Genomic DNA, 24,774 nt, shown 5'->3' with positions numbered 1-24,774 from the left:
CTTTTCTCTTCCGACCTCCGTGGTCTCCGTGATCTCCGTGTGAAAACCGCTTCTTGAATTTCGCAGCAAAGGCCGGATTCATGCTTTCATGTCCGCTCGTCCCGTTGCACAGGGGGTCTCGCCAGTGACCGGTTTCTTTCTGCGTTGTGCGATCGTCGCGCTCGGGCTGTGGCTTGCCACCAAGGTGCTGCCGGGATTGCAGTTCGATACTGCGGGCACGCTGCTCGCCGCGGCCTTGCTGCTGGGGATCGTGAATGCGGTCATCCGGCCGATCGCCGTCGTGCTGACCTTGCCGCTGACGCTCGTGACGCTGGGACTGTTCCTGATCGTCATCAATGCCGGGATGCTGGGACTGGTCGCGGCGCTGCTCGGCGGTTTTGCGATCAGCAGCTTCTGGACCGCCATCGGCGCGTCGCTGATCGTCAGCCTGACTTCGTGGGTCGCGTCCGGCCTGATCGGCAACAACGGCCGGATCGAAGTGATTTCCGGGAAACGATAACGTTCCTCTGCCTGTGGGGCCGGCTTTAGCCGGCCTCTGAGAAGTCAGGCTAAAGCCTGACCTACAGTCAGAAGCGCAAAGCTAGCCGGCCTTCTCCGCACCCATCCCGCGCACCGACGCCCGATACAGCAGCCAGCCGACGACCGCCAGCACTACCAGACCGACGAACTGGCCGAAATGGAACTGCGCCGGCAGCGCCAGCACATCGGCGCGCTCGCTCACGACGATCGGGATGGCAATCGCGATACCCATCAGCGCCTCGCCAGTGATCAGGCCGGCGGAGAACAGCACGCCGGGACGATGCACGCGGTCGCGCAGCGACTCGTCATGCGTGCCAACGACGCCGTGGCGCCTCTCGACGAAGTAAGCCAGCAGGCCGCCGAGGAAGATCGGCACCATCAGTTCCAGCGGTAGATAGATGCCGATGGCTGCGGCCAGCACCGGCACGCGGAAACTGGAATTGCGCGATTTCAGCCAGCTGTCGAGAGCGATCACCAGCGCGCCGATGACGCCGCCGGCGATGATCATGTCCCACGGCAATTTGCCGCCGAACAGACCCTGCGCCACCGAGGCCATCAGCGTGGCCTGCGGTGCCTGCAATGAACCCGGGCGGGTCGGATCGCCGATGCCATAGGCCTGCGCCAGCAGGTTCAGCACCGGTGCCATGATCAGCGCGCAGGAAAATGCGCCGATGCCCAGCATGAGCTGCTGCTTCCAGGGCGTGGCGCCGACGAGATAGCCGGCTTTGAGATCCTGCAAATTGTCGCCGCCGACGGCCGCGGCACAGCACACCACCGCGCCGATCATGATCGCGGCCACCGCGCCGATCTTGGAATCGCTGCCCAGCAGCAGCATCAACACGACGGACGCGAACAGGATGGTGGCGATGGTGATGCCGGATACAGGATTGTTCGACGAACCAACCAGTCCGGCGAGATAGGCCGACACCGACACGAACAGGAAGCCGGCGACGATCATGATGATCGTCATCGGGATGCTCACGCCCCAGTTCTGCACGATCGCCTGGTACAGGCCCGCGAGCGGCAGCACGAACAGCAGCAGCGCGACCAGCATCCACTTCATCGGCAGATCGCGTTCGGTCTCGGCGAGATTGGCGCCTGCACCCTTGCGCGCTGCCGCGATGCCGCTCTTGATGCCGGACAGCAGCGACTTGCGCAGCGAGAACAGCGTCCAGACGCCGCCGACCAGCATCGTGCCAACGCCGAGGTAGCGGATGCGATCACCGCGAATGATCGCCGCGGCTTCTGCTGCCGTCGCACCGACGACCTTGGCCGCGACTTCCGGATCGCCGCTCAGCAGGAACGCGTGATAGAACGGGATCGCGATGTTGTAGGCGAGCACGCTGCCGGAGACGACGACGATGCCGATGTTGAGCCCGACGATGTAGCCCACGCCCAGCAGCGCCGGCGACAGGCCGGTGCCCATGTAGCCGAGATACTTGCCGAAGAAGCCGGCGCCCGCTGCCTGGTCAGGGATCATGCGCAACCCGCTTTCCGCAGCCAGCTTGACCAGCGCACCGAGGCCGGCGGAGAGACCGAGGATCTTCAGACCCGGGCCCGGATTCTCGCCGGCCTTGAGCACTTCCGCCGCGGCCTTGCCTTCGGGAAACGGCAGCGGCTGCTCCACGATCATCGAGCGTCGCAGCGGCACCGAGAACAGCACGCCGAGCAGGCCGCCGAGTCCGGCAATCGCCAGCACCCAGGAATATCTGAAGTCCTGCCAGTAGCCCAGAATGATCAGCGCGGGAATGGTGAAGATCACGCCGGCGGCGATGGACGAACCGGCCGACGCGCCGGTCTGCACGATGTTGTTCTCGAGGATGGTGCCGCCACCCAGCAGGCGCAGCACGCCCATCGACAGCACCGCCGCCGGAATCGCCGTGGCGATGGTGAGGCCGGCGAACAGGCCGAGATAGGTGTTCGCTGCGGCCAGAATCACCGCCAGCACCACCGACAGAACGATGGCGCGCGGCGTGAGCTGGGCAGTGGATGAGGTCGATGACATGGACGATCCTCGCGATTGCGATCAAACGATTTTTAGTAATGAGGGTCAGTCAGGACGATGTGCGATGACGCAGGCACGATCATTCCCAGCCGCACTGCTGCCCCTCGTTCTCCACGGTCAGCCACGCTGACAGCGGCGCGAAGTAATCCATGATCGCCGAGGCGTCCATGTCGCGTGTGCCGGTGAGTTTCTCGAGCGTGTCCTGCCACGGCTGGCTCTGGCCCAGCGCCAGCATTTCGCGGAAGCGTCGCCCGGCTTCTTCGTTGCCGTAGACGGAACATTCGCTCAAGGGACCCTTGAAGCCCGCTGCGTCGCACAGCGCCTTGTGGAACTGGAACTGCAGGATGAAGGACAGGAAATAACGCGTGTACGGCGTGTTGGCGGGAATGTGGTACTTCGCGCCCGGATCGAAATCCTCTTCGCTGCGCGGCACCGGCGCCGCGACGCCCTGGTACTGCTCGCGCAGCTGCCACCAGGCGGCGTTGTAGTTCTCGGGTTTCACTTCGCCGGAAAACACTTTCCAGCGCCATTCGTCGATCAGCTTGCCGAACGGCAGGAAGGCGATCTTGTCGAGCGCCATTTTCATCTGCTGATTGATCGTCGCTTCGCGGCTGCGTTTCACGGGGCCGGCGAGACCGATGGTGTGCAGGTACGCCGGCGTCATCGACAGATTCACCGTATCGCCGATCGCTTCGTGGAAGCCGTCGTTGGCGCCGCTCTGGAACAGGTACGGCTGATCCTTGTAGGAGAGGTAATAGAATACGTGACCGAGCTCGTGATAGACGGTCATGAGGTGTTCCTGCGTCGGCTCGATGCACTGCTTGATGCGCACGTCCTCGTAGCCGTCCATCTGCCAGGCGCTGGCGTGGCATTGCACGTCGCGGTCGGCGGGCTGCTTCAGCAGCGAGCGTTCCCAGAAGGTCTGCGGCAGTTTCGGAAAGCCGAGCGACACGTAGAAGGCTTCGGCCGACTGCGTGATCTTCACCGGGTCGTACTTCTGCTTCACCAGCGCGCTGGTGACATCGAGATCCGACACGCCCTTGTACGGTTCGACCAGCGGATAGATCTCGCCCCACTGCTGCGCCCACATGTTGCCCAGCAGTTGCGCCGGGATGGGCTTGTTCTCGGGCACGCGTTCCTCGCCGTAGGTTTCGCGCAATTTGCCGCGCACGTAGCAATGCAGCTGGTTGTAAAGCGGCGAGACCTGCTGCCACAGACGTGTCGCTTCCCGGGTGAAGTCGTCGGCCGGCATGTCGTAACCGGAACGCCACATCGCGCCGAGATCGGCGAAGCCTAGTTCGCGCGCGCCTTCGTTGGCGAGTTCGACGAAGCGCACGTATTCCTTGCGGATCGGACGCGCGGTGGAATGCCAGCCGGTCCAGGCGTCGGTCAGTGCATCGTAGTTGCGGCTGGTGGCGAGGATGTCGGTGAGTTCGCCCTGGTCCTTGCAGGATTCCGGCCCGCTCGGGCAGTACTTCGCGGCGCCGTACATGCCTTCCATTTTCGAAGTGATGCCGCTCAGCTCGGCGCGCTTCGCCGGATCCTTCGGTGCTGGCGCCGCCACACCCAGCTTCAGGAGTTCGATGGCGCGTGCGGATGAGGGACTGAGCTGCTGTCCTTCATAGGCCTTCGATTCCTCGACGGCCTTGCCGAAGGCTTCGAGATAGCGCTCGTTCGCCTTGGCGTTGAGGAATTCCGTATCGACATTGATGAAGGTCGCATAGGCGAAACCGGCGGTGGCCAGCTCCTTGCCTGCCGCCTTCATCTCGTCGTTGACCCGTGTGACGAATTCGTCCGCCGTTTCCTTCGGTTTTGCAGCATCGACGGGCGTCTTGGTGCAGCCCGCGGACAGCAATGCTGCGCAGACCGCAGCGCCGATCAGCCAGTTCGATTTCATGCGTCGCCTTCCGTTACTTCACGCCGACCATCAGCTTCTTCACCGGCTTCGACAGCAGCAACAGCACGATGCCGGCAGCGCAGATGAACCAGACGAAGTTCATGAACTGACCCGGCATCGCCTGCACATTGGTGGTTTCGAACATGCCTGCCAGCAGGCCGGCGGAGAGATTGCCGAGCGAGGTCGCGAGGAACCACACGCCCATCATCTGCGAGACGAAGCGCTTCGGCGCGAGCTTGGTGACGTAGCTCAGGCCCACCGGACTCAGGCACAGCTCGCCGTAGGTGTGCAGCAGGTAGGTAAGGATCAGCAGATACGGCATCGCCTTGCCGCCATCCGAGACGATGTTCGCGGCCCACACCATGAACAGGAAGCCGAGGCCCAGCATGATGAGACCGAGGCCGAACTTCGCCGGCGCCGACGGATCGAGATTGCGCTTGGCGAGCGCGACCCACAGCATCGAAAACGGTACGGCGAAGATCAGGATGAACAGAGAGTTGAAGGACTGGAACCAGGCGGTGGGGATTTCCCAGTTGCCGAGCCAGCCGATGGTGCGATCGACATAGCGCTCGGCGAACAGGTTGAGCGACGCGCCCGTCTGTTCGAAGCCGGCCCAGAACAGCATGCAGCCGACGAACAGGAACAGGATCACCGCCATGCGCTTGCGTTCGGTCGAATCGAGTCCCGCGAGCAGGAAGATGTAGGCGAAGTAGGCGATGGCGATGCCGAACAGGATGCCGCCGGTCGTCTGCGCGACCGTCAGCGGATTGATCGTCACCACACCTGTGAGCACCAGCAGGTAGGCAGCCACGATCACGCCGACCAGCGCGCCGACGATCAACCAGCTGCGATGACGACCGGTGCTGCTTTCGCTCTGCGCATCCACCACGCGCACGCCCGCGTCGCCGAGGTGTCGCTGAAACAGCTTGTATTGCACCAGGCCGAAGATCATCAGCACCGAACCGGCCGCGAAGGCGACGTGCCAGCCGTAGTTCACCGCGAGCCAGCCCGTCACGATCGGACCGAGGAAGCCGCCGATGTTGATGCCCATGTAGAAGATGGTGAACCCGGCATCGCGCCGGCCGCCGCCTTCCGGATAGAGATCGGCCACCATCGCGCTGACATTGGGCTTGAGCAGCCCCACGCCGCACACGATGACGATCAGGCCGCCGTAGAACGTGGCAGGTGCGGAGCCGAAGGCCAGCAGCGCATTGCCGGCCGCGATCAGGATGCCGCCGTACCACACGGCGAGTCGCGAACCGATCAGCCGGTCGGCGATCCAGCCGCCCGGCAGGCACAGGATGTAGGAGGCGGAGATGTACAGACCGTAGATCGCATTGGCGGTCCTGTCATCGAGCCCGAAACCGCCGCGGACCGAGTCCGCGAGAAACAGCACCAGCAGCGCCCGCATCCCGTAATAAGTGAAGCGCTCCCACATCTCGGTGAAGAACAGGGTCGCGAGACCGCGGGGATGACCGAAGATCTGCGGCCCGCTGGTGGAATCCGTGGGCGCTGTGCGCTCGATCGGCTGGTTCATTCTTGGGCTCGCTCCGCGGTGCGGGTTGGGACGCTCGGGCGTGGCGCCGGCGCCGGTTCAGAATTCTTGCCAGAGATATGACGACCGGGGACTCAAGTCTCACCGATCTTCTGCGGCAGCGGCAAGAAGGCGAAACCAGCGGATTCCGCAGCGGCGTATGTATACATGCGCGCTGCGTGCCATGATTTGCGGCGCAAGCCTTCAAACTCACAAGGAACAGTGACATGGCAGGAAAGAAGCTCGGCAAGCAACAGCGAGCCACGTTCGATGGCATCCTCAGTCCCGGCGATTTCTCCGATATTGCCCAGCTCATCGCCAGCGCCCGACAACGCGCGGTGCAGGCGGTCAACACCACACTGATCGAGCTGTACTGGCAGATCGGCGAGCGCATCAGCCGCAGGATCGCCGCTGCCGAATGGGGAGAGGGTGTGGTGGCAGAGCTTGCCCGCTATCTGGCTCGGACCCAGCCGGGGTTGCGTGGCTTCACCCGCGCCAACCTGTTCAGGATGCGGCAGTTCTATGAAGCCTATCCTGACCCTGAAATTGTCTCGGCACTGCTGAGACAATTGCCGTGGACTCACCACCTCATCATTCTGGGTCAGAGCAAGCGCCCGGAGGAGCGGGAGTTCTATCTGAAACTGGCCGTGCAGGAGCAGTGGAGCAGCCGCCAGCTGGAGCGCCAGTTCAAGGCCGCCCTGTTCGAGCGCACCGTGCTGGCTCCGCCAAAAATCTCACCCGTCGTGCGACAAAGCCACCCGGATGCGGCCAGTGTCTTCCGCGACAGTTATCTGGTCGAGTTTCTCGACTTGCCGCCAGGCCATGTCGAGGCAGACTTGCACAAGGGTCTGCTGCGGCAGTTGCGCGACTTCCTCATCGAACTGGGTCGGGATTTCTGCTTCGTCGGCAGTGAGTATCCGGTGCAGGTGGGCCGGCGCGATTTCACGTTGGACTTGCTCTTCTTCCATCGTGGCCTGAACTGCCTCGTGGCGATTGAGCTGAAAGTCGGCCGCTTCGAACCGGAATACCTGGGCAAGCTGAACTTCTATCTCGAAACCCTCGACCGCGATGCGAAGAAGCCGCACGAAAACCCGGCCATCGGCGTGCTGTTGTGCGCCAGCAAGGATGATGAAGTGGTGGAGTACGCGCTGAACCGCAGCACGTCACCGGCGCTGATCGCGGAATATCCAGACGCAACTGCCGGACAAGACCTTGCTGCGGGCAAAGCTGCATGAGTTCTATCTGCAAAACGCAATGGAACAGAACAACGAGACGACATGAACATTGCCCGCCAGATGGCGCTGGCTGTCGGCGTCCCTGTCAATCGGTGCGCTGCTCCTGCTCGCGCTGCCGCGCGGCGCGGTTCTTGAGGAGCACGCGCGCCATGATGATCCCACCTTCGTAGAGCAGGTACATCGGTACCGCCATGAAGCACTGCGACAGCGCATCCGGCGGCGTGAGGAAGGCGGCGACGATGAAGATGCCGAGAATCACGTAGCCGCGATTCTTGGTCATGGTCTCGACCTTCACCATGCCCGTGGCGGCAAGCAGCACGGTGGCGATCGGAATTTCGAACGCGACGCCGAAGGCGAAAAACAGCAGCAGCACGAAGTCGAGATAGTTCGACATGTCCGTCATCACCTGCACGCCATGCGGCGCGGCGCTGGTGAGGAACGCGAACATCAGCGGGAACACGACGAAATACGCGAAGGCGACGCCGGCGTAGAACAGCACGATGCTGGAGATCACCAACGGCACCGCGAAGCGTTTTTCGTGGCGATACAGCCCAGGCGCGACGAAGGCCCACGCCTGATACAGCACATAGGGCATCGCCAGGAACAGGCCCGCCAGCAGCGCGAGTTTCAGCGGCGCCATGAACGGCGCGACGATGCTGGTTGCGATCATCGAGGTGCCCTGCGGCATCTTCTCGATCAGCGGCGTCGCGACCAGCGTGAACAGTTCATCGGAAAAGAACGCGCAGGGAATGAACAGGATGAACACCGCGATCACCGCCCGCAGCAGGCGATCGCGCAGCTCCACCAGGTGAGAAATCAGCGAGCCTTCGGCGAGTGTCTCGCGTTCATGATCGGCCGCGCTCATGAAGCGTTCTTGGTATCGGACGAGGCGGGCGGAGCAGGCTCGGGTTCGATGCCCGACACCGTCTGGTCGAGATCGATTTCCGGTCCCCGATGGGGCGCAGTCTCCGGAGGTTCAGGCGCCGCCGGAGTGTGAATCGAAGGTTCGGCTGGGGAGGAAGACTGCGCCGCGCCCGGACGCGACTTCGCCAGTTCCTCGATCGTGACTTCCTGCTCCAGCTGCGTGCGCAACTGGCGTGCCATGGAACGCGCGCGGCCGGTCCAGCGACCGATTTTCTGCGCCAGGCCGGGCAGCTTCTCCGGCCCGAGTACAAGGAGTGCGAGACCGAGGATCAGGACGATCTCGGTGAAACCGACTTCGAACATGGAAGTGCTGGTGGAAGGTCAGAGGTCGCGGCGGCGCGACCGCTCAGGCATTCGTGGACTTGCTGCCGGACTTGGAAGCGGGCGTCGAATCGAAATCCGCGTCCTTTTCCGCCGGCGCCGACAACTGCTTGTTGTCCTCGTCCTCGCCTTCGGCCATCGCCTTCTTGAAGCCCTTCACCGCACCGCCCAGATCCGAGCCAATGGTCTTCAGACGCTTGGCGCCGAAGATCACGAGCGCGATCACGAGAATGATCAGAAGCTCACGAAACCCAATACCCATTGCAGCTCTCCGGGGGAAAACGCCGGCGATCATACGCCAATACACCGGCCCGGACAGTGAGCCGGCTCCGACGATTTCTTAAGGACTTTCGCCGGGCTCGACCCGTAACCAGAACGTTACGGGACCGTCGTTGACCAGCGCGACCGCCATGTCGGCACCGAACACGCCCGTTTGGACCGCGGGATGAATGGATCGTGCCCGCGACACCAGGTAGTCGAACAACCGCTCGCCTTCCTGCGGCGCTGCGGCAGGACTGAATCCGGGTCGCGTGCCCTTGCGCGTATCGGCGGCCAGCGTGAATTGCGGCACCAGCAGCAGCCCGCCGCCGATCTCCTGCAGGCTGCGGTTCATGCGGCCCTGGTCGTCGGGAAACACCCGGTAGGTCAGCAGCCGCTCCAGCAGCCGGTCCGCCTGGGCTTCCTGATCGCCGCGCTCGACACCGATCAGTACCAGCAGGCCACGGTCGATCCGGCCGTGTTCCTGGCCGCCGACGCTGACATCTGCCCGGCTTACGCGCTGAAGGAGTCCGATCATGCGGCGAGGATGGCATGGTTCGAATCGGGGCGGTAAATTGCACATTCGCGCCTCCGATTTGCCACAGGTGCAGAAGAGGTGGCATTCATCGCGCCTGTCCATTCCACTTTCAGGGTAGAAATGACGAGTCTCCAGCGACTGGTCATGCCTGATCAGAGTAGTCGGACGAGTTGACGCCGACTTCCAGCTACCCGGGTGAAATCTTCGCCCACCCTCCTCATGGGTCGTGCTGCATTACCGTCGCAGAGATGCCGAAGTGGGAAATCCATACTCAAATAGCTCCGTACGGCTTCGAACCTCGGCATCCGATCTCACCTAAGAAACCCCGCCCAACCCGCTGACCTGTCAACCAAAATTACCGGGACTGTCATCGGTCCGTCATTCCCGGACGCCACTGTGCGCGCCAGCCCGGTCCTGCACAGGTGACGTATGAGCCCGAATCCGGCCCGGCCGGTATTTCGATTCCGCAGCGTCTTCATTTCCGACGTGCATCTGGGGTTTCGCGGCTGTAGTGCCCGCTACCTGCTCGATTTCCTGCATTCGATCGAGACCGAGACCCTCTACCTCGTCGGCGACATCGTCGACCTGTGGAGCCTGAAGAAATCGTTCTACTGGCCGCAGGAACACAACGACGTCATCCGCACCATTCTTGGCAAGGCCAAGCGCGGCACGCGCGTCGTCTACATCCCCGGCAACCACGACCGCGTGTTTCGCGACTACGACGGCATGGTGTTCGGCAATGTCGAGATCCGGCGCGAGGCGCTGCACGAAACGGCCGACGGGCGCCGCTTCGTGGTGCTGCATGGCGATGAGTTCGACGCTGTCATCAAGGCGAGTCCGCTGCTTGAGGCGCTCGGCAATCGCGCCTATGCGTTCGTGCTGCAGCTCAACCGGCTGGTGAATTTTTTCCGCCGTCGTTTCGGCTTTCCTTACTGGTCCGTCGCCGCGTACCTGAAACACAAGGTCAAGAACGCGGTGAAGTACATCGCGAACTACGAACAGGCGCTGGCGGACGAGGCGAAGCGTCGCGGCGTCGACGGCATGATCTGCGGTCACATCCACCGTGCCGAAATCACGAACATCGACGGCGTGCTCTATTGCAACGACGGCGACTGGGTCGAAAGCTGCACGACGCTCACCGAGGATTTCAACGGCCGGCTCGCGCTCCTGCGCTGGACCGAGACGCGCGAAGTCCTGACCCACCAGGAGCTCTTGATCGCCGCGGCGCGCGTGCGCGTCGCGTGAAAATCGCCATCGTTACCGACGCCTGGCTGCCGCAGACCAACGGCGTCGTCAAAACGCTCATGACGACGACGCAGCATCTGCGTGCGCTGGGTCACGACGTGTGCGTGATCGAGCCGACGCAGTTCCGCACGTTTCCCTGTCCGACCTATCCGGAGATCCGTCTCGCCTGGTTTCCGTACCGGCAGCTGGACGGAATGCTGCGCGAGGTTGCGCCGGAGGCGATTCACATCGCCACCGAAGCCACGCTCGGCACGGCCGCGCGCCAGTGGTGCCGCCGGCGTCGTTTCGCCTTCACGACCTCGTATCACACGCAATTTCCCGAGTACGTCGCCTCGCGCTTTCCGATTCCGCTGTCGCTGAGTTATGCGCATCTGCGCCGCTTTCACGGGGCTGCGACACGCACGATGGTCGCGACGCCGACGCTGCAGCGGCAGCTCGAGGCCCGCGGCTTCGGCAACCTGGTGCGCTGGACCCGCGGCGTCGATGTCGATCTGTTCCGGCCGCACGACAAGACGTTCCTGACTCTGCCGCGGCCGATCGCGGTGTATGTCGGGCGCGTTGCGGTGGAGAAAAACATCGATGCCTTTCTGGCGATGCCGTGGCAGGGCACGAAGCTCGTCGTCGGTGATGGTCCAGCACGTGCAGGACTCGAATCACGCTTTCCCGAGGCTGTCTTCGTCGGCTACAAGTTCGGCGAAGAGCTCGCGCGCCACATCGCCGCGTCGGATGTGTTCGTCTTTCCCAGTCGCACCGACACCTTCGGTCTCGTACTGCTGGAGGCGATGGCCTGCGGCATTCCCGTCGCCGCGTTCCCCGTCACCGGTCCCATCGATGTCGTGCAGCAGGGTGTGACGGGTGTACTGGCCGAAGATCTCGGCAATGCGGCGCTCGCGGCGCTCATGCTCGATCCGGCGCAGTGTCGCGACTACGCGCTGCGACACACATGGGGAGCGGCAACGCGGCAGTTTCTGGGGAATCTGGTGTGGCAGGAAGAAGAGGAGTTGCACACGGAGATCACGGAGGACACGGAGTTCGGAACAGATAGATGATCCTCTTCCTCTTCCTGTGGGGCCGGCTTCAGCCGGCCTTTGCACTTGAAGAAGCCGGCTGAAGCCGGCCCCACAGGAAGAGCCATTCTTTTCTCCTCAGCGCAACTGATCCGCCCGCGCCTGCGCCTCCTGCGCCTGCGGATTCTTGCCGCGCGCACGATACGACTCCGCGATGAGGCTCCACGCCGCGGACTGTGCCTTCGGCGCATTCGTCGACATCGACACGGCCTTGCGGCCCATGTTCTCGGCCTGCACGTAGTTGCCCTCGGCCTGGCGCACCTTGCCGAGTTCGATCCAGAGCAACGGATTGTCGGGCTCGATGCGCAGCGCACGCTCGAGCGACGACGCAGCCACCGCGAAATTCTTCGATTCGAGCTGCGTCTGCGCCTGGCCGACCAGCGCGCGCGATGCCGGGCTCAGCACGGGTTCGCGAATCACCGGTGTCGGCAGCGGCTGCGGGACTTCGATCGCTGGCGGTGTCTCGGCGGGCTGGGTTTCCACGACAGGCGGCGAGCCGGGCTGCTGCGGAGGCACCGAAGGTGCCGGCGCCGTGGGTCGATACGGTTGCGGCACGGAGCACGCGCTCAGCAGCGCGAGAACCAGCAGGGAAACATATCTTTTCATTGCAGCTCTGGTAGGAAGTCCGTGGGCGAAGGCGAGTGTGCCAGCCACCCGCTCACGCCCGCCAGTTCGTCAATTGACGATGCCCTGCCACCAGGCCCGCGCCCGCGCACCGATCTCGCCGAGCGTGCCCGAGGCGCAGTTCGGATCGACGGGCAGTGGCGTTCCTTGCGGCACCGCAACGATGACGGCTTCCTGGACGCAGCCCGATTGCGCGGCGTATCCGGTGAGATAGTCGATCGACGTTTCCTGCAGGCCTTCCGGCAGGGGCATGCTGAGCGGCGTGGTCGGAATCGAGCCCATCAGCTTCGACCATACGGCGAGCGAGCCCGACGATCCGGTGAGACCCGTCGGCGTGTTGTCGTCGTAACCGATCCAGACCACCGCGAGATGACTGCCGGAGAAGCCGGCGAACCAGCTGTCGCGATAGTCCGATGACGTGCCGCTCTTGCCGGCGACGACGAGCCCCGACGGCAGATTCGCGCGCGCCGCGGCGCCGGTGCCGCGCTCCATCACCTGCACCATCATCTGATTCACTTCATACACCGCCTGTGGCGAAGCGACCTGCGTCACTTCGAGCGCAAACGATTTGAGTGGCGTGCCCTCGGCATCGAGCACCGCACGCACCGCGCGCAGCGGTGTGTTGAAGCCGCCGCTCGCGAAGGCGTTGTAGAGCTGCGCGACTTCGAGCGGCGACACATCGAGCGCGCCGAGCAGCACCGACGGCAGTTCCGGCGGTTCGTTCTCGAGTCCGAGCACCTTGAACTCCTTCGTTACCTTCGGCAGTCCGACATCGAGACCGAGCCGCACGGTGGCGAGATTCATCGACTGCGCCAGCGCGCGCACCAGCGGCACGGGGCCGTAGAACTCCTGCGAATAATTCTGCGGCTGCCAGGTCTTGCCGTTCGCGAGCTTCACTTCGACCGGTCCGTCCTCGACGATCGAGGCGGACGTGAAACGATCGGTCTCCATCGCGGCGAGATAGATCACCGGTTTCACCAGCGAGCCGATCGAGCGCTTGGCATCGAGTGCGCGGTTGAAGCCTTCGAACGTCGCCTGACGGCCGCCGACCATCGCGATCACTTCACCGCTCGAGGGCGAGGTGACGACGACCACGCCTTCCAGCGGTTCGGGCTTCTTTTTCTTGCGCGCCTTTTCGAGTCGATCCAGTTCCTGCGCCAGCGTGGTCTCGGCGCGGGTCTGCACCAGCGGATTCAGGGTCGAGAAAATGCGCAGGCCGGCTTCGGTCAGATCCTCTTCGCGATAGTCGCGACGCAGCGTGCGGCGCACCAGATCCAGGAAGGCCGGGTAATAGCTGCCCGCCTGCGTGCCGGCGCGCACGACGCCGAGCGGTCGCTGCATGGCCTGGGTCGCCGCCTTCTCCTCGATGACCTTGTGTTCGGCCATGAGCTTGAGCACCAGGTCGCGACGCGTCTTGGCACGCTCGGGATGACGGCGCGGATCGTAGTACGACGGTCCGCGCACGACGGCGACCAGCAGCGCCACCTCGGGCAACTGCAGTTCGGCGAGCGGCTTGCCGAAATAGAACTGGCTCGCGAGGCCGAAGCCGTGAATGGCGCGGCGCCCGTCCTGGCCGAGATAGATTTCGTTGATGTAGGCGTTGAGCAGGTCCTGCTTCTCGAAGTGGACTTCGAGCAGCATCGCCATCATCGCCTCTTCGATCTTGCGGCCGAAGGTGCGGCGATTGTCGAGGAAGTAGCTCTTCACGAGCTGCTGGGTCAGCGTTGAACCGCCCTGCTCGATCTGCCCGGCACGCACGTTGATCCACGCGGCGCGAATGATCGCGCCGACGTTCACGCCATGATGCGTATCGAACTTGCGGTCCTCGACGACCTTGAGCGCTGCCGGCAGCATCGGCGGCACTTCTTCCGGCGTGACCACGACGCGGTCTTCGCCATGGATCGGAAAGATGCTGCCGATGAGCAGCGGATCGAGCCGGAAGATCGGCACGTCCTCGCCGCCGCTGGTGAGCGAGACGATGGAGTTCGCATCGGTCGTGATCGTGAGCGCCTGCGCTTCCTGCACGGCATCCGAAAACTGGAAACGCCGGCTGACGAAATCGATGCGCGCGCCGCGACGCCGATAGCTGCCCGAATCCTTCGGCGCATCGACGCGGTGATAGCCGAGGCGGCGCAGTTCCTGTTCCATCGCATCGGCGCCGAAATTCTGGCCGACATACAGCTCGGTCGCTTCCGCATAGACCTGCGCCGGCAAGGTCCAGCGACGTCCTTCGAATTGCTGCGTGACGATGCGATCGAGATAGACGATCCACACCAGCAGCGCAATCAGGCACACGCCCACGACCAGCGCACCGCCGACGAGGATCTGGCGGCGGAATTTCCTGAACGCGGAACGCAGTTTGTTCTGTTTGGGCATGAGGCGGATGACGGTGGAAAGCCAAGCGGCTTCCGGTGCAAAAGGTTCCCGGTCCTGTCGGGCCGAACTGTGCCGGGCGATTCTGGCAAAGCGGTGGCGAATTCTGGTTAGAGCGCCATGCCCTGACAAGTTTCCTGTGCGCTTCAGGGTCGTCGAAAGCAGACAGCGCCGACGATCAGCCCGATGACGGCCGCATACGTCGATGCGAGCAGCACCGACAGCTTCGCTGCCGACAGCAGCGCCGGATCGCCGAAGGCCAGCGTCGCTATGAAGATCGACATGGTGAAGCCGATGCCTGCGAGACAGCCGGCGGTCAACACGCCGCGCCAGGTCAGGCCTTGCGGCAGCCGGCAGAGTCCGAGTTTCACCATCGTCATGCTCACGAGCAGGATGCCCAGCGGTTTGCCCAGCACCAGGCCCAGGGTGATGCCCGCGATCACCGTCAGGCTGGTGGACTGCTCGGCTGCATCGATCCCGAGGCCGCTCAGATTCACGCCGGCATTGGCGAGCGCGAACAGCGGCATCACACCGTAAGCCACCCACGGATGCAGCACCGCCTGCACGCGCACCACCGGCGGCAACATTTCGAGCTGCGCCCGCTGCAGTTCCTTCAGCGGATGCATGAGTTCGTGCGCGTCCTGGCTGCGCCGATCGTTGCGCGCCCGGAATTCATTCAGCGCGCGGCTTGCGCGTGTCAACGGGTTTTCCCGGCCCTGCAGTGGACGCACCGGCGTCAGCAGTCCGAGTACGACGCCCGCCAGTGTCGGATGCAATCCCGCGTACAACAGACCGCACCAGACCACGAGGGCCGGCGGCAGATAGGCGAGCGCCGAGCGAATGCCGAGCCGATGCCACAGCCAGACCAGCAGCACGCCCGCGGCGACCACGGCAAAGCCCGCGGGCTCGATGCCGCTGGAATAGAACAGCGCAATGATCGCAATGGCCGCGATGTCGTCGATGATCGCAATGGCCAGCAGCAGCACACGCACCGTCGAGGGAATGCGTTTGCCGAGCAACGCCAGCACGCCGAGGGCGAAGGCGATATCGGTGGCCGTCGGTACCGCCCAGCCCTGCCGCGCGGCCGGATCGGCGTTGAGCGCAAGGAAGATCAGCGCAGGCACCAGTACACCACCGAGCGCCGCCGCAACCGGCAGCGTGGCCTGCGGCAGATTCGCCAGCGCGCCTTCGTGCATCTCGCGGCGGATCTCCAATCCCACCACCAGAAAGAAGATGGCCATGAGGCCATCGTTGATCCAGAAATGCAGCGGCTGCGAAATCAGCCACGGCCCGGCGCCGAACGTCAGCGGCATATGCCAGAAATGTTCGTAGGACGCGGCCCAGGGAGAATTCGCCCAGCCGAGTGCCACACACGCGGCTGCGAGCAGCACGATGCCGCTGAGGGCCTCGATGTGCAGGAAGCGGTCCAGTGCAGCGGAAACTTTGTCGGATAGCGCGACGGTCGGCGCCGGGTGTCGGTTCATGGAAATGCCACCGCGATTGGCGGCCCGACCAATCCTTACCTGTCTCGTCGCGGGACGCGACGTCGACACCCGCGGGCATTAGACACGCAGGCCTGTGGGTCGGGCAACAGCCGAGTTCTTCTCTCATCCTGTGGGGCCGGCTTCAGCCGGCCATCTTAGGAGTCAGGCTAAAGCCTGACCTACAAGCCTGACCTACAGGAAGCGCATCACCGCCGCCAGAACGTCGGCGAGATCAGCACCAGCAGCGGAAACACTTCGAGACGGCCCAGCAGCATGGCGAGCACGCAGATCCATTTGCCGCCGTCGGTGAGGCTCGTGAAATTGCGTGCCACTTCGCCGAGGCCGGTGCCGGTATTGGTCATGCAGGCGGCGATGGCCGAGAACGCGGTGACCTGATCTTCGCCGGTCGCGAGCAGTGCGATCATCAGAATGCCGAACGCGATCACGTAGACGGCGAAGAAGCCCCACACCGCGTCGATGACGCGCATGTCCATCGGCTTGCGGCCGAGCTTCACCGGCAGCTCCGCGCTCGGATGCACGAGCTGGTTCACTTCGCGCTGACCCTGCTTGAGGATCAGCAGCCAGCGCACGATCTTCATGCCGCCCGACGTCGATCCGGCGCAACCGCCGATGAACGCCGACAGCACGATGATCACCGGCAGCGCGCCCGGCCAGTGCGTGAAGTCGTCGGTGACGAAGCCCGACGTCGTCTGCATGGATACCGCATGGAACAGCGCGAGCCGGAAGGCCTCGCCGGGTTCGTGCGCGAAGCGCGTGATCCACAGCACCAGCGTGTACAGCGCGATGCTCACGCCGAGGATGCGGATGAAGGCGCCGAATTCCGGATCGCGAAAGTAGTCGCTCAGGCGACGATGCCGCCACGCCAGGAAGTGCAGCGAGAAGTTGATGCCGCCGATGAACATGAAAATGACGCAGATGCCTTCGATCACGGCATTGTCGAAGTACGCGATGCTGGCATCGTGCGTCGAATTGCCGCCGGTCGAGACCGTCGTGAACGCATGCGCCACGGCGTCGAAGGGCCGCATGCCGGCGGCCCAGTACGCCAGCGCGCAGGCGACCGTGATGCCGAGATAGATGATCCACAGCGCCTTCGCCGTCTCGGTGATGCGCGGTGTCAGCTTCGAGTCCTTCACCGGTCCCGGCGTTTCCGCGCGCAGCAACTGCATGCCGCCGACGCCCAGCATGGGCAGCAGTGCGACAGCGAGCACGACGATACCGATGCCGCCCAGCCATTCGACCTGGCTGCGGTAGTACAGGACCGACTCCGGCAGGTTGTCGAGCGACGGAAAAATGATCGCGCCCGTCGTCGTGAAACCCGACATGGCTTCAAAGACTGCATCAGTGAGCGTCAGTCCGAGTTCGGCCGACAGATACAAGGGCACCGAGCCTGCAATGCCGAGCACGACCCAGAACAGCGCCACGACGAGAAAGCCGTCGCGCAATCGCAGTTCGCGCACCTTCCTGCGCACCGGCCACCATGCGATGAACCCGACCACCAGCAATGCGACAAACGCATCGAAGAACGGCTGCCAGTTGCCGTCATTGAAGTGCAGCGACACCCCGATCGGCGGCAGCATGGTCAGGCTGAACAGCATCAGCAGCAGACCGAGGATTCGCTGGACGACGAGGAAGTTCATGGAGGCGACAGGCGACGGGCGACAGGCGACAGGCGAGATTGGACAAGGAACAGTGCGGTGTCGCGTGCCGCTTCAGCCTGTCGCCTGTCGCCTGTCGCCTGTCGCCCCTCCCTCATCTCCCCGCCCTCTTCGGCACATCGAACAGCCGTTCCACCGCCTCGATGTGTCTCCGGTCCGTCAGGAACATGATCACGTGATCGTCGCGATGGATCATGGTGTCGTGGTGCGCGATCAGCACTTCGTCGCCGCGCACGATGGCGCCGATGGTGGTGCCGTCGGGCAGCGGGATGTCTTCGATGCGCCGGCCGATGACGCGGCCTTCGCCCTGCGTGCCGTGGGCGACGGCTTCGATGGCTTCGGCGGCGCCGCGCCGCAAGGAATGCACGCGCACGACATCGCCGCGTCGCACGTGCGCGAGCAGCGAACCGATCGTCACCTGTTGCGGTGAGAGCGCGACGTCGATCGTGCCGCTTTCCACCAGTTCGGCGTAGGCCGGGCGATTGATCAGCGCCATCACCTTGTGACAGCCGAGGCGCTTCGCCAGCATCGCCGAGAGGATGTTGGCTTCTTCCGCATTCGTCACGGCGACGAAGACATCGGCGCTGTCGATGTTCTCTTCCAGCAGCAGATCCTCGTCGGCGGCGTCGCCGTTCAGCACGATGGTATTGCTGAGCTGTTCGGAAATGCGCCGCGCGCGACGCTGGTCGCGCTCGATGAGCTTCACCTGGTGTTCGGCTTCCAGCACCTGCGCCAGGCGGAAGCCGATGTTGCCGCCGCCGGCAATGACGACGCGGCGCACCGGATCTTCCAGGCGCTGCATTTCGTTCATGACGAGACGGATGTCTTCGCGCGCGGCGATGAAGAAGACTTCGTCGCCGTGCTCGACGACGGTATCGCCCTCGGGCTTGATGCTGCGGCCGTCGCGATAGATGGCGGCAACACGCGCATCGCGACCCGGGATGTGCGTCTGCAGCTGTTTCAGCTGCTGGCCGACGAGCGCCCCGCCCTTCAACGCCTTAACGCCGACCAGCCGCACGCGGCCATCGGCGAAGTCGAGCACCTGGAATGCACCGGGAAACTGGATCAGTCGCACGACATGGTCGGTGACGAGCTGTTCCGGACTGATGGTGACGTCGACGGCGAAGGCACGATCCTCGTCCTCGAACAGCTCCGAGTGCCGTGTGTAGTCGCTGGAACGGATGCGCGCGATGCGCGTGGCGTCGCGATTGAACAGCGTGCGCACGATCTGGCAGGCCACCATGTTCACTTCGTCGCTGTTGGTCAGCGCGACGAATACATCGGCATCTTTCGCGCCTGCAGCCTCCAGCGTACCGGGATACGCGCCGTTGCCGGACAGCGTGCGGATGTCGAGTCGATCCTGCAAATCGCGCAGCAGTTCGTCGTTGGTGTCGACGACCGTGACTTCGTTGGCCTCTTCGCGCGCCAGATGCGTGGCGGCAGTACGGCCGACCTGGCCGGCACCGAGGATGATGATCTTCATCGCGGCGGCGCCATGATGAAGAGGGCTACGGGCGACAGGCGACAGGCAACAGTCGGAAAAGAAAATGAGCGTCCCGGTTTACCATTCCGCCTGTCGCCTGTCGCCTGTCGCCTGTTGCCCCTTTTTCTCATACCGGCTCCAGGTTCGCATACGCCAGCATCAGCCACTTCGGCGGACCCTGGCGTTCGAAGTTGACCTGCACGCGCGCGTGGCTGCCCTGGCCTTCGATGTCGAGGATGACGCCTTCGCCGAACTTGCCGTGACGCACGCGCTGGCCGAGGCGGATGCCGGTGGCCGGTGCTTCTTCCTGGAGACGGCCGCTGCCGCTGCTGGGACGCGGCGTATAGAGCGGTCGCGATACCTGGATGCGCGGACGGATTTCCTCGATCAGCTCCGGCGGAATTTCCTTGATGAAGCGCGACGGCGTGCCGTACGTGTCGGTGCCATGCAGGCGGCGTTGCTCCGCGTAAGTCAGATACAGGTGCTTCATCGCACGCGTCGTGCCGACGTAGCACAGACGTCGTTCTTCTTCGAGGCCGCCGACGTCGCCGATGGAACGCTGACTCGGGAACAGGCCGTCTTCCATGCCGCTCAGGAACACGACCGGAAATTCCAGGCCCTTCGCCGAGTGCAGCGTCATCATCTGCACGCCGTCTTCCCATTCGTCGGCCTGATCTTCGCCGGATTCCAGCACCGCGTGCGCGAGAAAATTCGCCAGCGCGGACATCTGTGTCGCTTCGTCGGGTTCGTAGCCGCGCGCGGCGGTGACGAGTTCTTCCAGGTTCTCGACCTTCGCCTCGCCGCGATCGCCCTTGTCCTGCTTGTAGTGGGCGACGAGTCCGCTGGCATTGATGATGTGATCGACCTGCTCGTGCAACGACAGGTTGCGGGTGTCGCGATCGAGCTGTTCGATCAGCTGCAGGAAGGCATGCAGGTTCTGGCCGAGGCGACTGCCGAGTTCGCCGACGCAGGCGCCGGCGGCCTGCCACATCGAACAGGCATTGGCACGTGCGTAGTTGCGCACCGTGTCGAGCGTCTTGTTGCCGATGCCGCGCGTCGGCAGGTTCACGATGCGCTCGAACGAAGCATCGTCGGCGCGATTGAAGATGAGTCGCAGGTAGGCGAGCGCGTCCTTGATTTCGGCGCGTTCGAAGAACCGCAGGCCTCCGTACACGCGGTACGGAATGCGCGCCGAGAGCAGCGCCTCTTCGAACGTTCGCGACTGTGCGTTGGAGCGATACAGGATGGCGCATTCGGAACGCCGTCCGCCCTTCAATACCCAGTCGCGCACGCGGTTGACGACGAAGTCGGCCTCGTCGCGCTCGTTGAATGCTGAATACAGCCGCACCGGATCGCCGCGCTCGCCGCTGGTCCACAGGTTCTTGCCCAGCCGGCCCGTGTTGTTGCTGATGAGCGCGTTGGCGGCTTCGAGAATGCTGCCCGTCGAGCGGTAATTCTGTTCGAGTCGGAACATCTGCACGCCGGGGAAATCGCGCCGGTACTGATGCAGGTTCTCGACCTTGGCGCCGCGCCAGCGATAGATCGAATTGTGGGTGACGATGCCGTTCGCCATGAAGTTGTGGGTGTGTGCGACGTTCAGGTCATGAACCGTCCCGGTGAACGCTTCATGTTCGATCCGTTCGACGACGTCGAACTCGCCTGCCTCCGTGGCCACCACCATGCCGCAGCGGATGCTGCCCGCCGTGACGAAGGGCAGCGAGCGGTTCAGTATCCTTCCCTGCAACACGTAACGCGCGTCATCCAGTTGCTCGCGAATGCGCCGGGCAATGGTCATGAGATCGGCAAAGTCGCGGCGCACGGTTTCGAAGCGCCAGCTGGGACCGTCCTTCTTGGCCGCGCGCACACTCAGGCCCAGGGCTTCCAGAATGCCGCGATCTTTCGGGCTGGTGCCGATCAGGCTGATGCAATGCATGGGGTTCGTGCCGCGTCGGTCGCCGCACAGCGTGATCACGATATTGCGGCGCTTCGAATTGCGACCGCGCGGCACGTGATGCGGCCGGTCCGGATCGAGGCCCACGTCCTCCAGCAACCGCTCGGCCGCAGCGACGGTATCGAGCGATGCGAAGACTTCGCCGATGTAGCGCGGATCGTGGACCAGCCCGTTGACGGTTTTCTTGCCCTTGCGCGGCGTGAACGGCAACGTCGGCAGTCCGTAGCGCAGCGATGTCACGATCTCATCGAGCCGCGCATCGTTTTCATTGCCATGCGTGCGAATGATCCAGGCGGCATCCGCGTGCTCCTGGATGGCGCGCTGCTTGAATCCGACGACGCGCCTGACCTGGCCGTTGGTGTAGGTCTGCGACGTTCCCAGGCGATAGCCGACGCCTTCCTTGTGCATCAGGTACAGGAAGTTCGTCTGCGGCGTCTCGCCGTGCAGGTAGCCGGCGAAATGCGTGTGTTCCGGAGTACTCCTGAGCACCCGTCCGGATCTCAGATGCAATTTGAGGAGGCGACCGGTGCGCTGCCGGCAGAACGTCTCGGTGATAGGCGCAGGTCGAAAGTCACCGCTGCCGTACGCCGATCGGACCGTATCGCCAGCGACGAGTTGTTCGATGGACTTCACTGACCCATCGCCCATCGTGATCTGCGTGCCGGCCGCGAGGCATTGATCGTCATCGCCGACAGCAAACGGCACGCCGCTCGGCCCCACCAGCAGCTTCAGCCAGTCGTATTGAATGGTGTTCGTGTCCTGGAACTCGTCGACCAGCACGTGACGGAAGCGGTTGCGATAGTGCTGCAACACATCGGGTCGATCGCGCAGCAATTCATAGGCGCGCAGCAACAGCTCGGCGAAGTCGACGCTGCCGCTGCGATCGCACTGTTCCTGGTACAACTCGTAGAGCTTGATGAACTGGCGGCGGTTCGGATCGCCTTCGTCCTTGATGTCCTTCGCGCGCAGTCCTTCGTCCTTGCGTGCGTTGATGAACCACATGATCTCTTTCGGCACCCAGCGCGCCTCGTCGAGGTTCTGTGCCTTGACGATGCGGCGGATGGCGCGCAGCTGGTCTTCGGAATCGATGATCTGGAACGCCTGCGGCAGGTTCGTCTCGCGCCAGTGCAGACGCAGCAGGCGATGAGCGATGCCGTGAAAGGTGCCGATCCACAGCGGCGCACTCGGCACGTCCAGCAGCGATTCGATGCGGTTGCGCATCTCGCCCGCGGCCTTGTTGGTGAACGTGACGGCGAGGATGCCGTGCGGCGAGACGTGTTCGACCTGCACCAGCCACGCGACCCGGTGTGTCAGCACGCGCGTCTTGCCGCTGCCGGCGCCGGCGAGCACGAGCGTCGGCGCCAGCGGTGCCGTCACCGCGGCGCGCTGCTCGTCGTTCAAACCGGACAGAATGTGGGAAACGTCCATGCTCTAAACGCGCGGTACGAACCGGGAAAACAGGCGGCGACAGTCGATCGGAGGATTCATTGCACGCAGATGGAGTGGGCGTCCGGAGGGCGGCGATTGTAGCCCGCCCGACGGGTCAATCACGAGTCGGGTACTGCCTCATGCAATCGCGCCGCATTGGCGGCAGCGCGGTGCTGCGCGTTATTCTGGCGCCGCCATCGGCGACGGCCGGTGGACACATTCAGTTGCGCCTGGGGAGAGCTCGCAATGTTTCGGTGTCGCATCCTCGTGGGTCTGTCGATCGCGGGATTTGTCTTGCTGGCCGGATGTGGCCGGCCGAGCGAACCACCCGTTTCCGCGACACCACCGCCGGCCACTCCGGCACCGACTTCCGAACTGTCGTCGGGACCGGTCGAAGAGGCGCCGGCGGAATCCAGCCTGGCGATCAAGCGCGGCATCGTCACGGGCGAAGGCGACCATGCGACCTTTCGCGGCTGCGACGATCCGACTGACTTGTGGCTGATCGATGGCGAAGGCGCGCTGACACAGCTGCTGACCGAAGACACCACCTCGCTGTACGTCGAAACCTACGGCGAGCGCGGCCCGGTGCCGGACGATGTGCCCGCCGCGAAGGGACAGGCTGGCGCCTTCATGCTGGAACAGTTGCTGTACGCAGCGTCGACGGCTGAGAGCCGCGGTTGCGAACGGCCTGTTCCCGACAACGTGGTGTCGGCGCGCGGCAACGAGCCGTTCTGGGCGGTCGAGGTCACGCAGACCGGCATGGTCTGGAAGCAACCCGACGATCCGAAGGAGATCACGCTCGGCGAACTGCAGGCGGAAGATGCCGAAGGCACGGTCGGCTATCGCGCCAGCGATGCCCGGCACAAACTCGAACTGCAGATCGAAGCGCAGGCCTGTCGCGATTCGATGTCGGGAGAGTATTTCGCCTTTGCGGCGCGCGCCGTGCTCGACGGCCGGGAAGTCAAAGGTTGTGCTCGCGTCGGGACACAGGACGCCCCGTGAACATGCGGCGCTGCCGCCGCTGCGTGTAGCGAAACGCCAGCACCACGACGAGTGCAATCGCCGGATCGGTGATCGAACCGCCGCGTTCCGGCAGCCACAGCTGCAGGAATTCGGTGGCGCACACCAGCGCCAGCATGATGCCCGCCGCCAGCCGGAACGAGGTGCCCGCATAGCGCAGGATCCACAGCAGCGCGGCGAACAGAAACACCGTGCCGAACAGTTCGCCCAGGTCGAGCGGAAAACCCGCTGCAGCCCAGCCCAGAAACGGCCAGAAATCGAAGGCCGGCGCCGGACCGGTGAACGCGAACGGCGTCAGGCGTTCGAACGTGAAGACCGCGAGCATGGCCGCGAGCAACAACAGACGTTTCGGCCCCGGTGTCATGCGATACATCAGCACGACGATCGGCACGAGTGCGACCAGCGCCACCAGTTCCGATGCGACGAACGTCTGATTGGCGACCACCAGACGCCCGACCAGCACCGCCGCGATCATGATCAGCAGCGCTTCCAGCGTGTGCGTGCGACTGACGAGCGTAGCGAGCGCCTGCGAAATCACCAGCCAGCAGGTCAGCCAGATCAGCGTGCTGGACAGATCGATCTGCGGCCGGAACAGCGGCTGCAGCGCCGCCTTCAGCTTGCCCAGATCGAAATGCGGCACGAACGGCGCGAGCCGCCACAGCAGCCACGTCGCGATCAACAGCGCAGAGGCGGGATCGCGATGCGGCTTCTCCGCCCGTCGCGGCAGATGCATCAGGCCGCCCATCTTGTCCCACACCATGCCGGCGGTAGCGCCGATCAGGGTGCCGAGCGCGTTGAGCGTGAGATCGGTGAGGCTCGGCACGCGACTCGAGATGTAGACCTGCGCCACCTCGATCGCGCACGACAGCAGCGAACCGAGCGCGACCGTTACGACGATGGCCGCACTGCGTCGCACGCGGGAGGACAGCCACAGGAACAGACAGAACCCCAGCGGCAGGTACAACAGGACGTTCGCGATGCGATCGCCGCGACCGGCGCGCGCCCATGACAGTTCGCGCAGCGCATCGATCACGCTGCGATCGAACGCATCCGGTTTCAGGTTGAACGGATAGAGCGAGCCGTACGCGATCAGCGCGACGACGGCGATCAGTAGCCAGGGAACGAAACTGCGGCTGCGGGTGGGCACGACCCGAGGAGAATAGCCGCAAAAAGGCGCAAAAGTCGCAGACAA

At 64.0% G+C, this 24,774-nt stretch carries 18 protein-coding genes and 1 pseudogene; 5 read left to right on the top strand and 14 right to left on the bottom strand.

The genetic code is table 11. From position 1 onward, the window contains the following. Nucleotides 1-88 precede the first annotated feature (88 nt). Complete coding sequence (locus tag V7D81_RS09135) at nt 89-499, top strand: phage holin family protein (RefSeq protein WP_324315919.1); 411 nt, start codon at nt 89-91, stop codon at nt 497-499. 81 nt (nt 500-580) lie between these two features. On the opposite strand, the gene V7D81_RS09130 is transcribed toward V7D81_RS09135, so the two are convergent. The 3 genes from V7D81_RS09130 to V7D81_RS09120 all read right to left on the bottom strand — a co-directional run bounded on the left by V7D81_RS09130 (nt 581) and on the right by V7D81_RS09120 (nt 5,958). Then, on the bottom strand, nt 581-2,524 hold the full coding sequence (locus V7D81_RS09130; protein ID WP_324315917.1) for an OPT family oligopeptide transporter: 1,944 nt from the start codon (nt 2,522-2,524) through the stop codon (nt 581-583). Between the two features lie 79 nt (nt 2,525-2,603). Next, nucleotides 2,604-4,421 (bottom strand): M2 family metallopeptidase, encoded by a 1,818-nt coding sequence (locus V7D81_RS09125; protein WP_324315915.1) that lies wholly within the window; start codon nt 4,419-4,421, stop codon nt 2,604-2,606. Between the two features lie 13 nt (nt 4,422-4,434). Further along, a complete protein-coding gene (locus V7D81_RS09120) occupies nt 4,435-5,958 on the bottom strand; it encodes a peptide MFS transporter (protein ID WP_324315914.1) in 1,524 nt (507 codons plus the stop codon). A gap of 224 nt (nt 5,959-6,182) precedes the next feature. Here V7D81_RS09120 and V7D81_RS09115 point away from each other — a divergent pair. Beyond that, nucleotides 6,183-7,236 (top strand): annotated as a pseudogene (locus tag V7D81_RS09115) (PDDEXK nuclease domain-containing protein). A 39-nt stretch (nt 7,237-7,275) separates the two neighbouring features. Here V7D81_RS09115 and tatC read toward each other — a convergent pair. From tatC to dtd, 4 genes are all read right to left on the bottom strand, one after another. After that, the gene (tatC, locus tag V7D81_RS09110; protein WP_324315910.1) at nt 7,276-8,055 is read right to left on the bottom strand and encodes a twin-arginine translocase subunit TatC; all 780 of its coding nucleotides are present in this window, start codon (nt 8,053-8,055) and stop codon (nt 7,276-7,278) included. Beyond that, complete coding sequence (tatB, locus tag V7D81_RS09105) at nt 8,052-8,417, bottom strand: Sec-independent protein translocase protein TatB (protein ID WP_324315908.1); 366 nt, start codon at nt 8,415-8,417, stop codon at nt 8,052-8,054. The genes tatC and tatB overlap by 4 nt, the downstream gene beginning before the upstream one ends. Before the next feature lie 43 nt (nt 8,418-8,460). Beyond that, on the bottom strand, nt 8,461-8,697 hold the full coding sequence (locus tag V7D81_RS09100; RefSeq protein ID WP_349257639.1) for a Sec-independent protein translocase subunit TatA: 237 nt from the start codon (nt 8,695-8,697) through the stop codon (nt 8,461-8,463). A gap of 78 nt (nt 8,698-8,775) precedes the next feature. Continuing rightward, on the bottom strand, nt 8,776-9,231 hold the full coding sequence (gene dtd / locus V7D81_RS09095) for a D-aminoacyl-tRNA deacylase (protein ID WP_324315905.1): 456 nt from the start codon (nt 9,229-9,231) through the stop codon (nt 8,776-8,778). Between the two features lie 429 nt (nt 9,232-9,660). Here dtd and V7D81_RS09090 point away from each other — a divergent pair, with 429 nt between their 5' ends. Continuing rightward, nucleotides 9,661-10,476 carry a UDP-2,3-diacylglucosamine diphosphatase gene (locus V7D81_RS09090; protein ID WP_324315904.1) on the top strand — a complete coding sequence of 272 codons (816 nt, stop codon included), beginning with the start codon at nt 9,661-9,663 and terminating at the stop codon, nt 10,474-10,476. Beyond that, complete coding sequence (locus tag V7D81_RS09085) at nt 10,473-11,525, top strand: glycosyltransferase family 4 protein (RefSeq protein WP_324315902.1); 1,053 nt, start codon at nt 10,473-10,475, stop codon at nt 11,523-11,525. The genes V7D81_RS09090 and V7D81_RS09085 overlap by 4 nt, the downstream gene beginning before the upstream one ends. Nucleotides 11,526-11,621: 96 nt before the next feature. On the opposite strand, the gene V7D81_RS09080 is transcribed toward V7D81_RS09085, so the two are convergent. The 6 genes from V7D81_RS09080 to V7D81_RS09055 form a co-directional block, all read right to left on the bottom strand. Beyond that, nucleotides 11,622-12,149 (bottom strand): tetratricopeptide repeat protein, encoded by a 528-nt coding sequence (locus V7D81_RS09080; protein ID WP_324315900.1) that lies wholly within the window; start codon nt 12,147-12,149, stop codon nt 11,622-11,624. A 69-nt stretch (nt 12,150-12,218) separates the two neighbouring features. Then, a complete protein-coding gene (gene mrcB, locus V7D81_RS09075) occupies nt 12,219-14,543 on the bottom strand; it encodes a penicillin-binding protein 1B (RefSeq protein WP_324315899.1) in 2,325 nt (774 codons plus the stop codon). 143 nt (nt 14,544-14,686) lie between these two features. Next, the gene (nhaA, locus tag V7D81_RS09070; RefSeq protein ID WP_324315897.1) at nt 14,687-16,024 is read right to left on the bottom strand and encodes a Na+/H+ antiporter NhaA; all 1,338 of its coding nucleotides are present in this window, start codon (nt 16,022-16,024) and stop codon (nt 14,687-14,689) included. A gap of 206 nt (nt 16,025-16,230) precedes the next feature. Then, complete coding sequence (locus tag V7D81_RS09065; protein WP_324315895.1) at nt 16,231-17,682, bottom strand: TrkH family potassium uptake protein; 1,452 nt, start codon at nt 17,680-17,682, stop codon at nt 16,231-16,233. A 112-nt stretch (nt 17,683-17,794) separates the two neighbouring features. After that, nucleotides 17,795-19,183: a Trk system potassium transporter TrkA gene (gene trkA / locus V7D81_RS09060; protein WP_324315894.1), complete on the bottom strand. Its 1,389-nt coding sequence runs from the start codon at nt 19,181-19,183 to the stop codon at nt 17,795-17,797. Nucleotides 19,184-19,310: 127 nt separating this feature from the next. Continuing rightward, nucleotides 19,311-22,562 (bottom strand): UvrD-helicase domain-containing protein, encoded by a 3,252-nt coding sequence (locus V7D81_RS09055; RefSeq protein ID WP_324315892.1) that lies wholly within the window; start codon nt 22,560-22,562, stop codon nt 19,311-19,313. 246 nt (nt 22,563-22,808) lie between these two features. Between V7D81_RS09055 and V7D81_RS09050 the strand changes: the two genes are divergently transcribed. Beyond that, the gene (locus V7D81_RS09050) at nt 22,809-23,564 is read left to right on the top strand and encodes a COG3650 family protein (RefSeq protein WP_324315891.1); all 756 of its coding nucleotides are present in this window, start codon (nt 22,809-22,811) and stop codon (nt 23,562-23,564) included. Here the strand turns inward: V7D81_RS09050 and V7D81_RS09045 are convergent. Next, the gene (locus V7D81_RS09045; RefSeq protein ID WP_324315889.1) at nt 23,524-24,729 is read right to left on the bottom strand and encodes a VanZ family protein; all 1,206 of its coding nucleotides are present in this window, start codon (nt 24,727-24,729) and stop codon (nt 23,524-23,526) included. The genes V7D81_RS09050 and V7D81_RS09045 overlap by 41 nt on opposite strands. Between the last annotated feature and the right edge of the window lie 45 nt (nt 24,730-24,774).

Origin of the sequence: Povalibacter sp., assembly GCF_036735925.1 — a bacterium.
Taxonomy (GTDB): domain Bacteria; phylum Pseudomonadota; class Gammaproteobacteria; order Steroidobacterales; family Steroidobacteraceae; genus Steroidobacter.
Note: the sequence above shows the minus strand (reverse complement) of the source record. Positions and strands in the feature narration are given on the sequence as shown.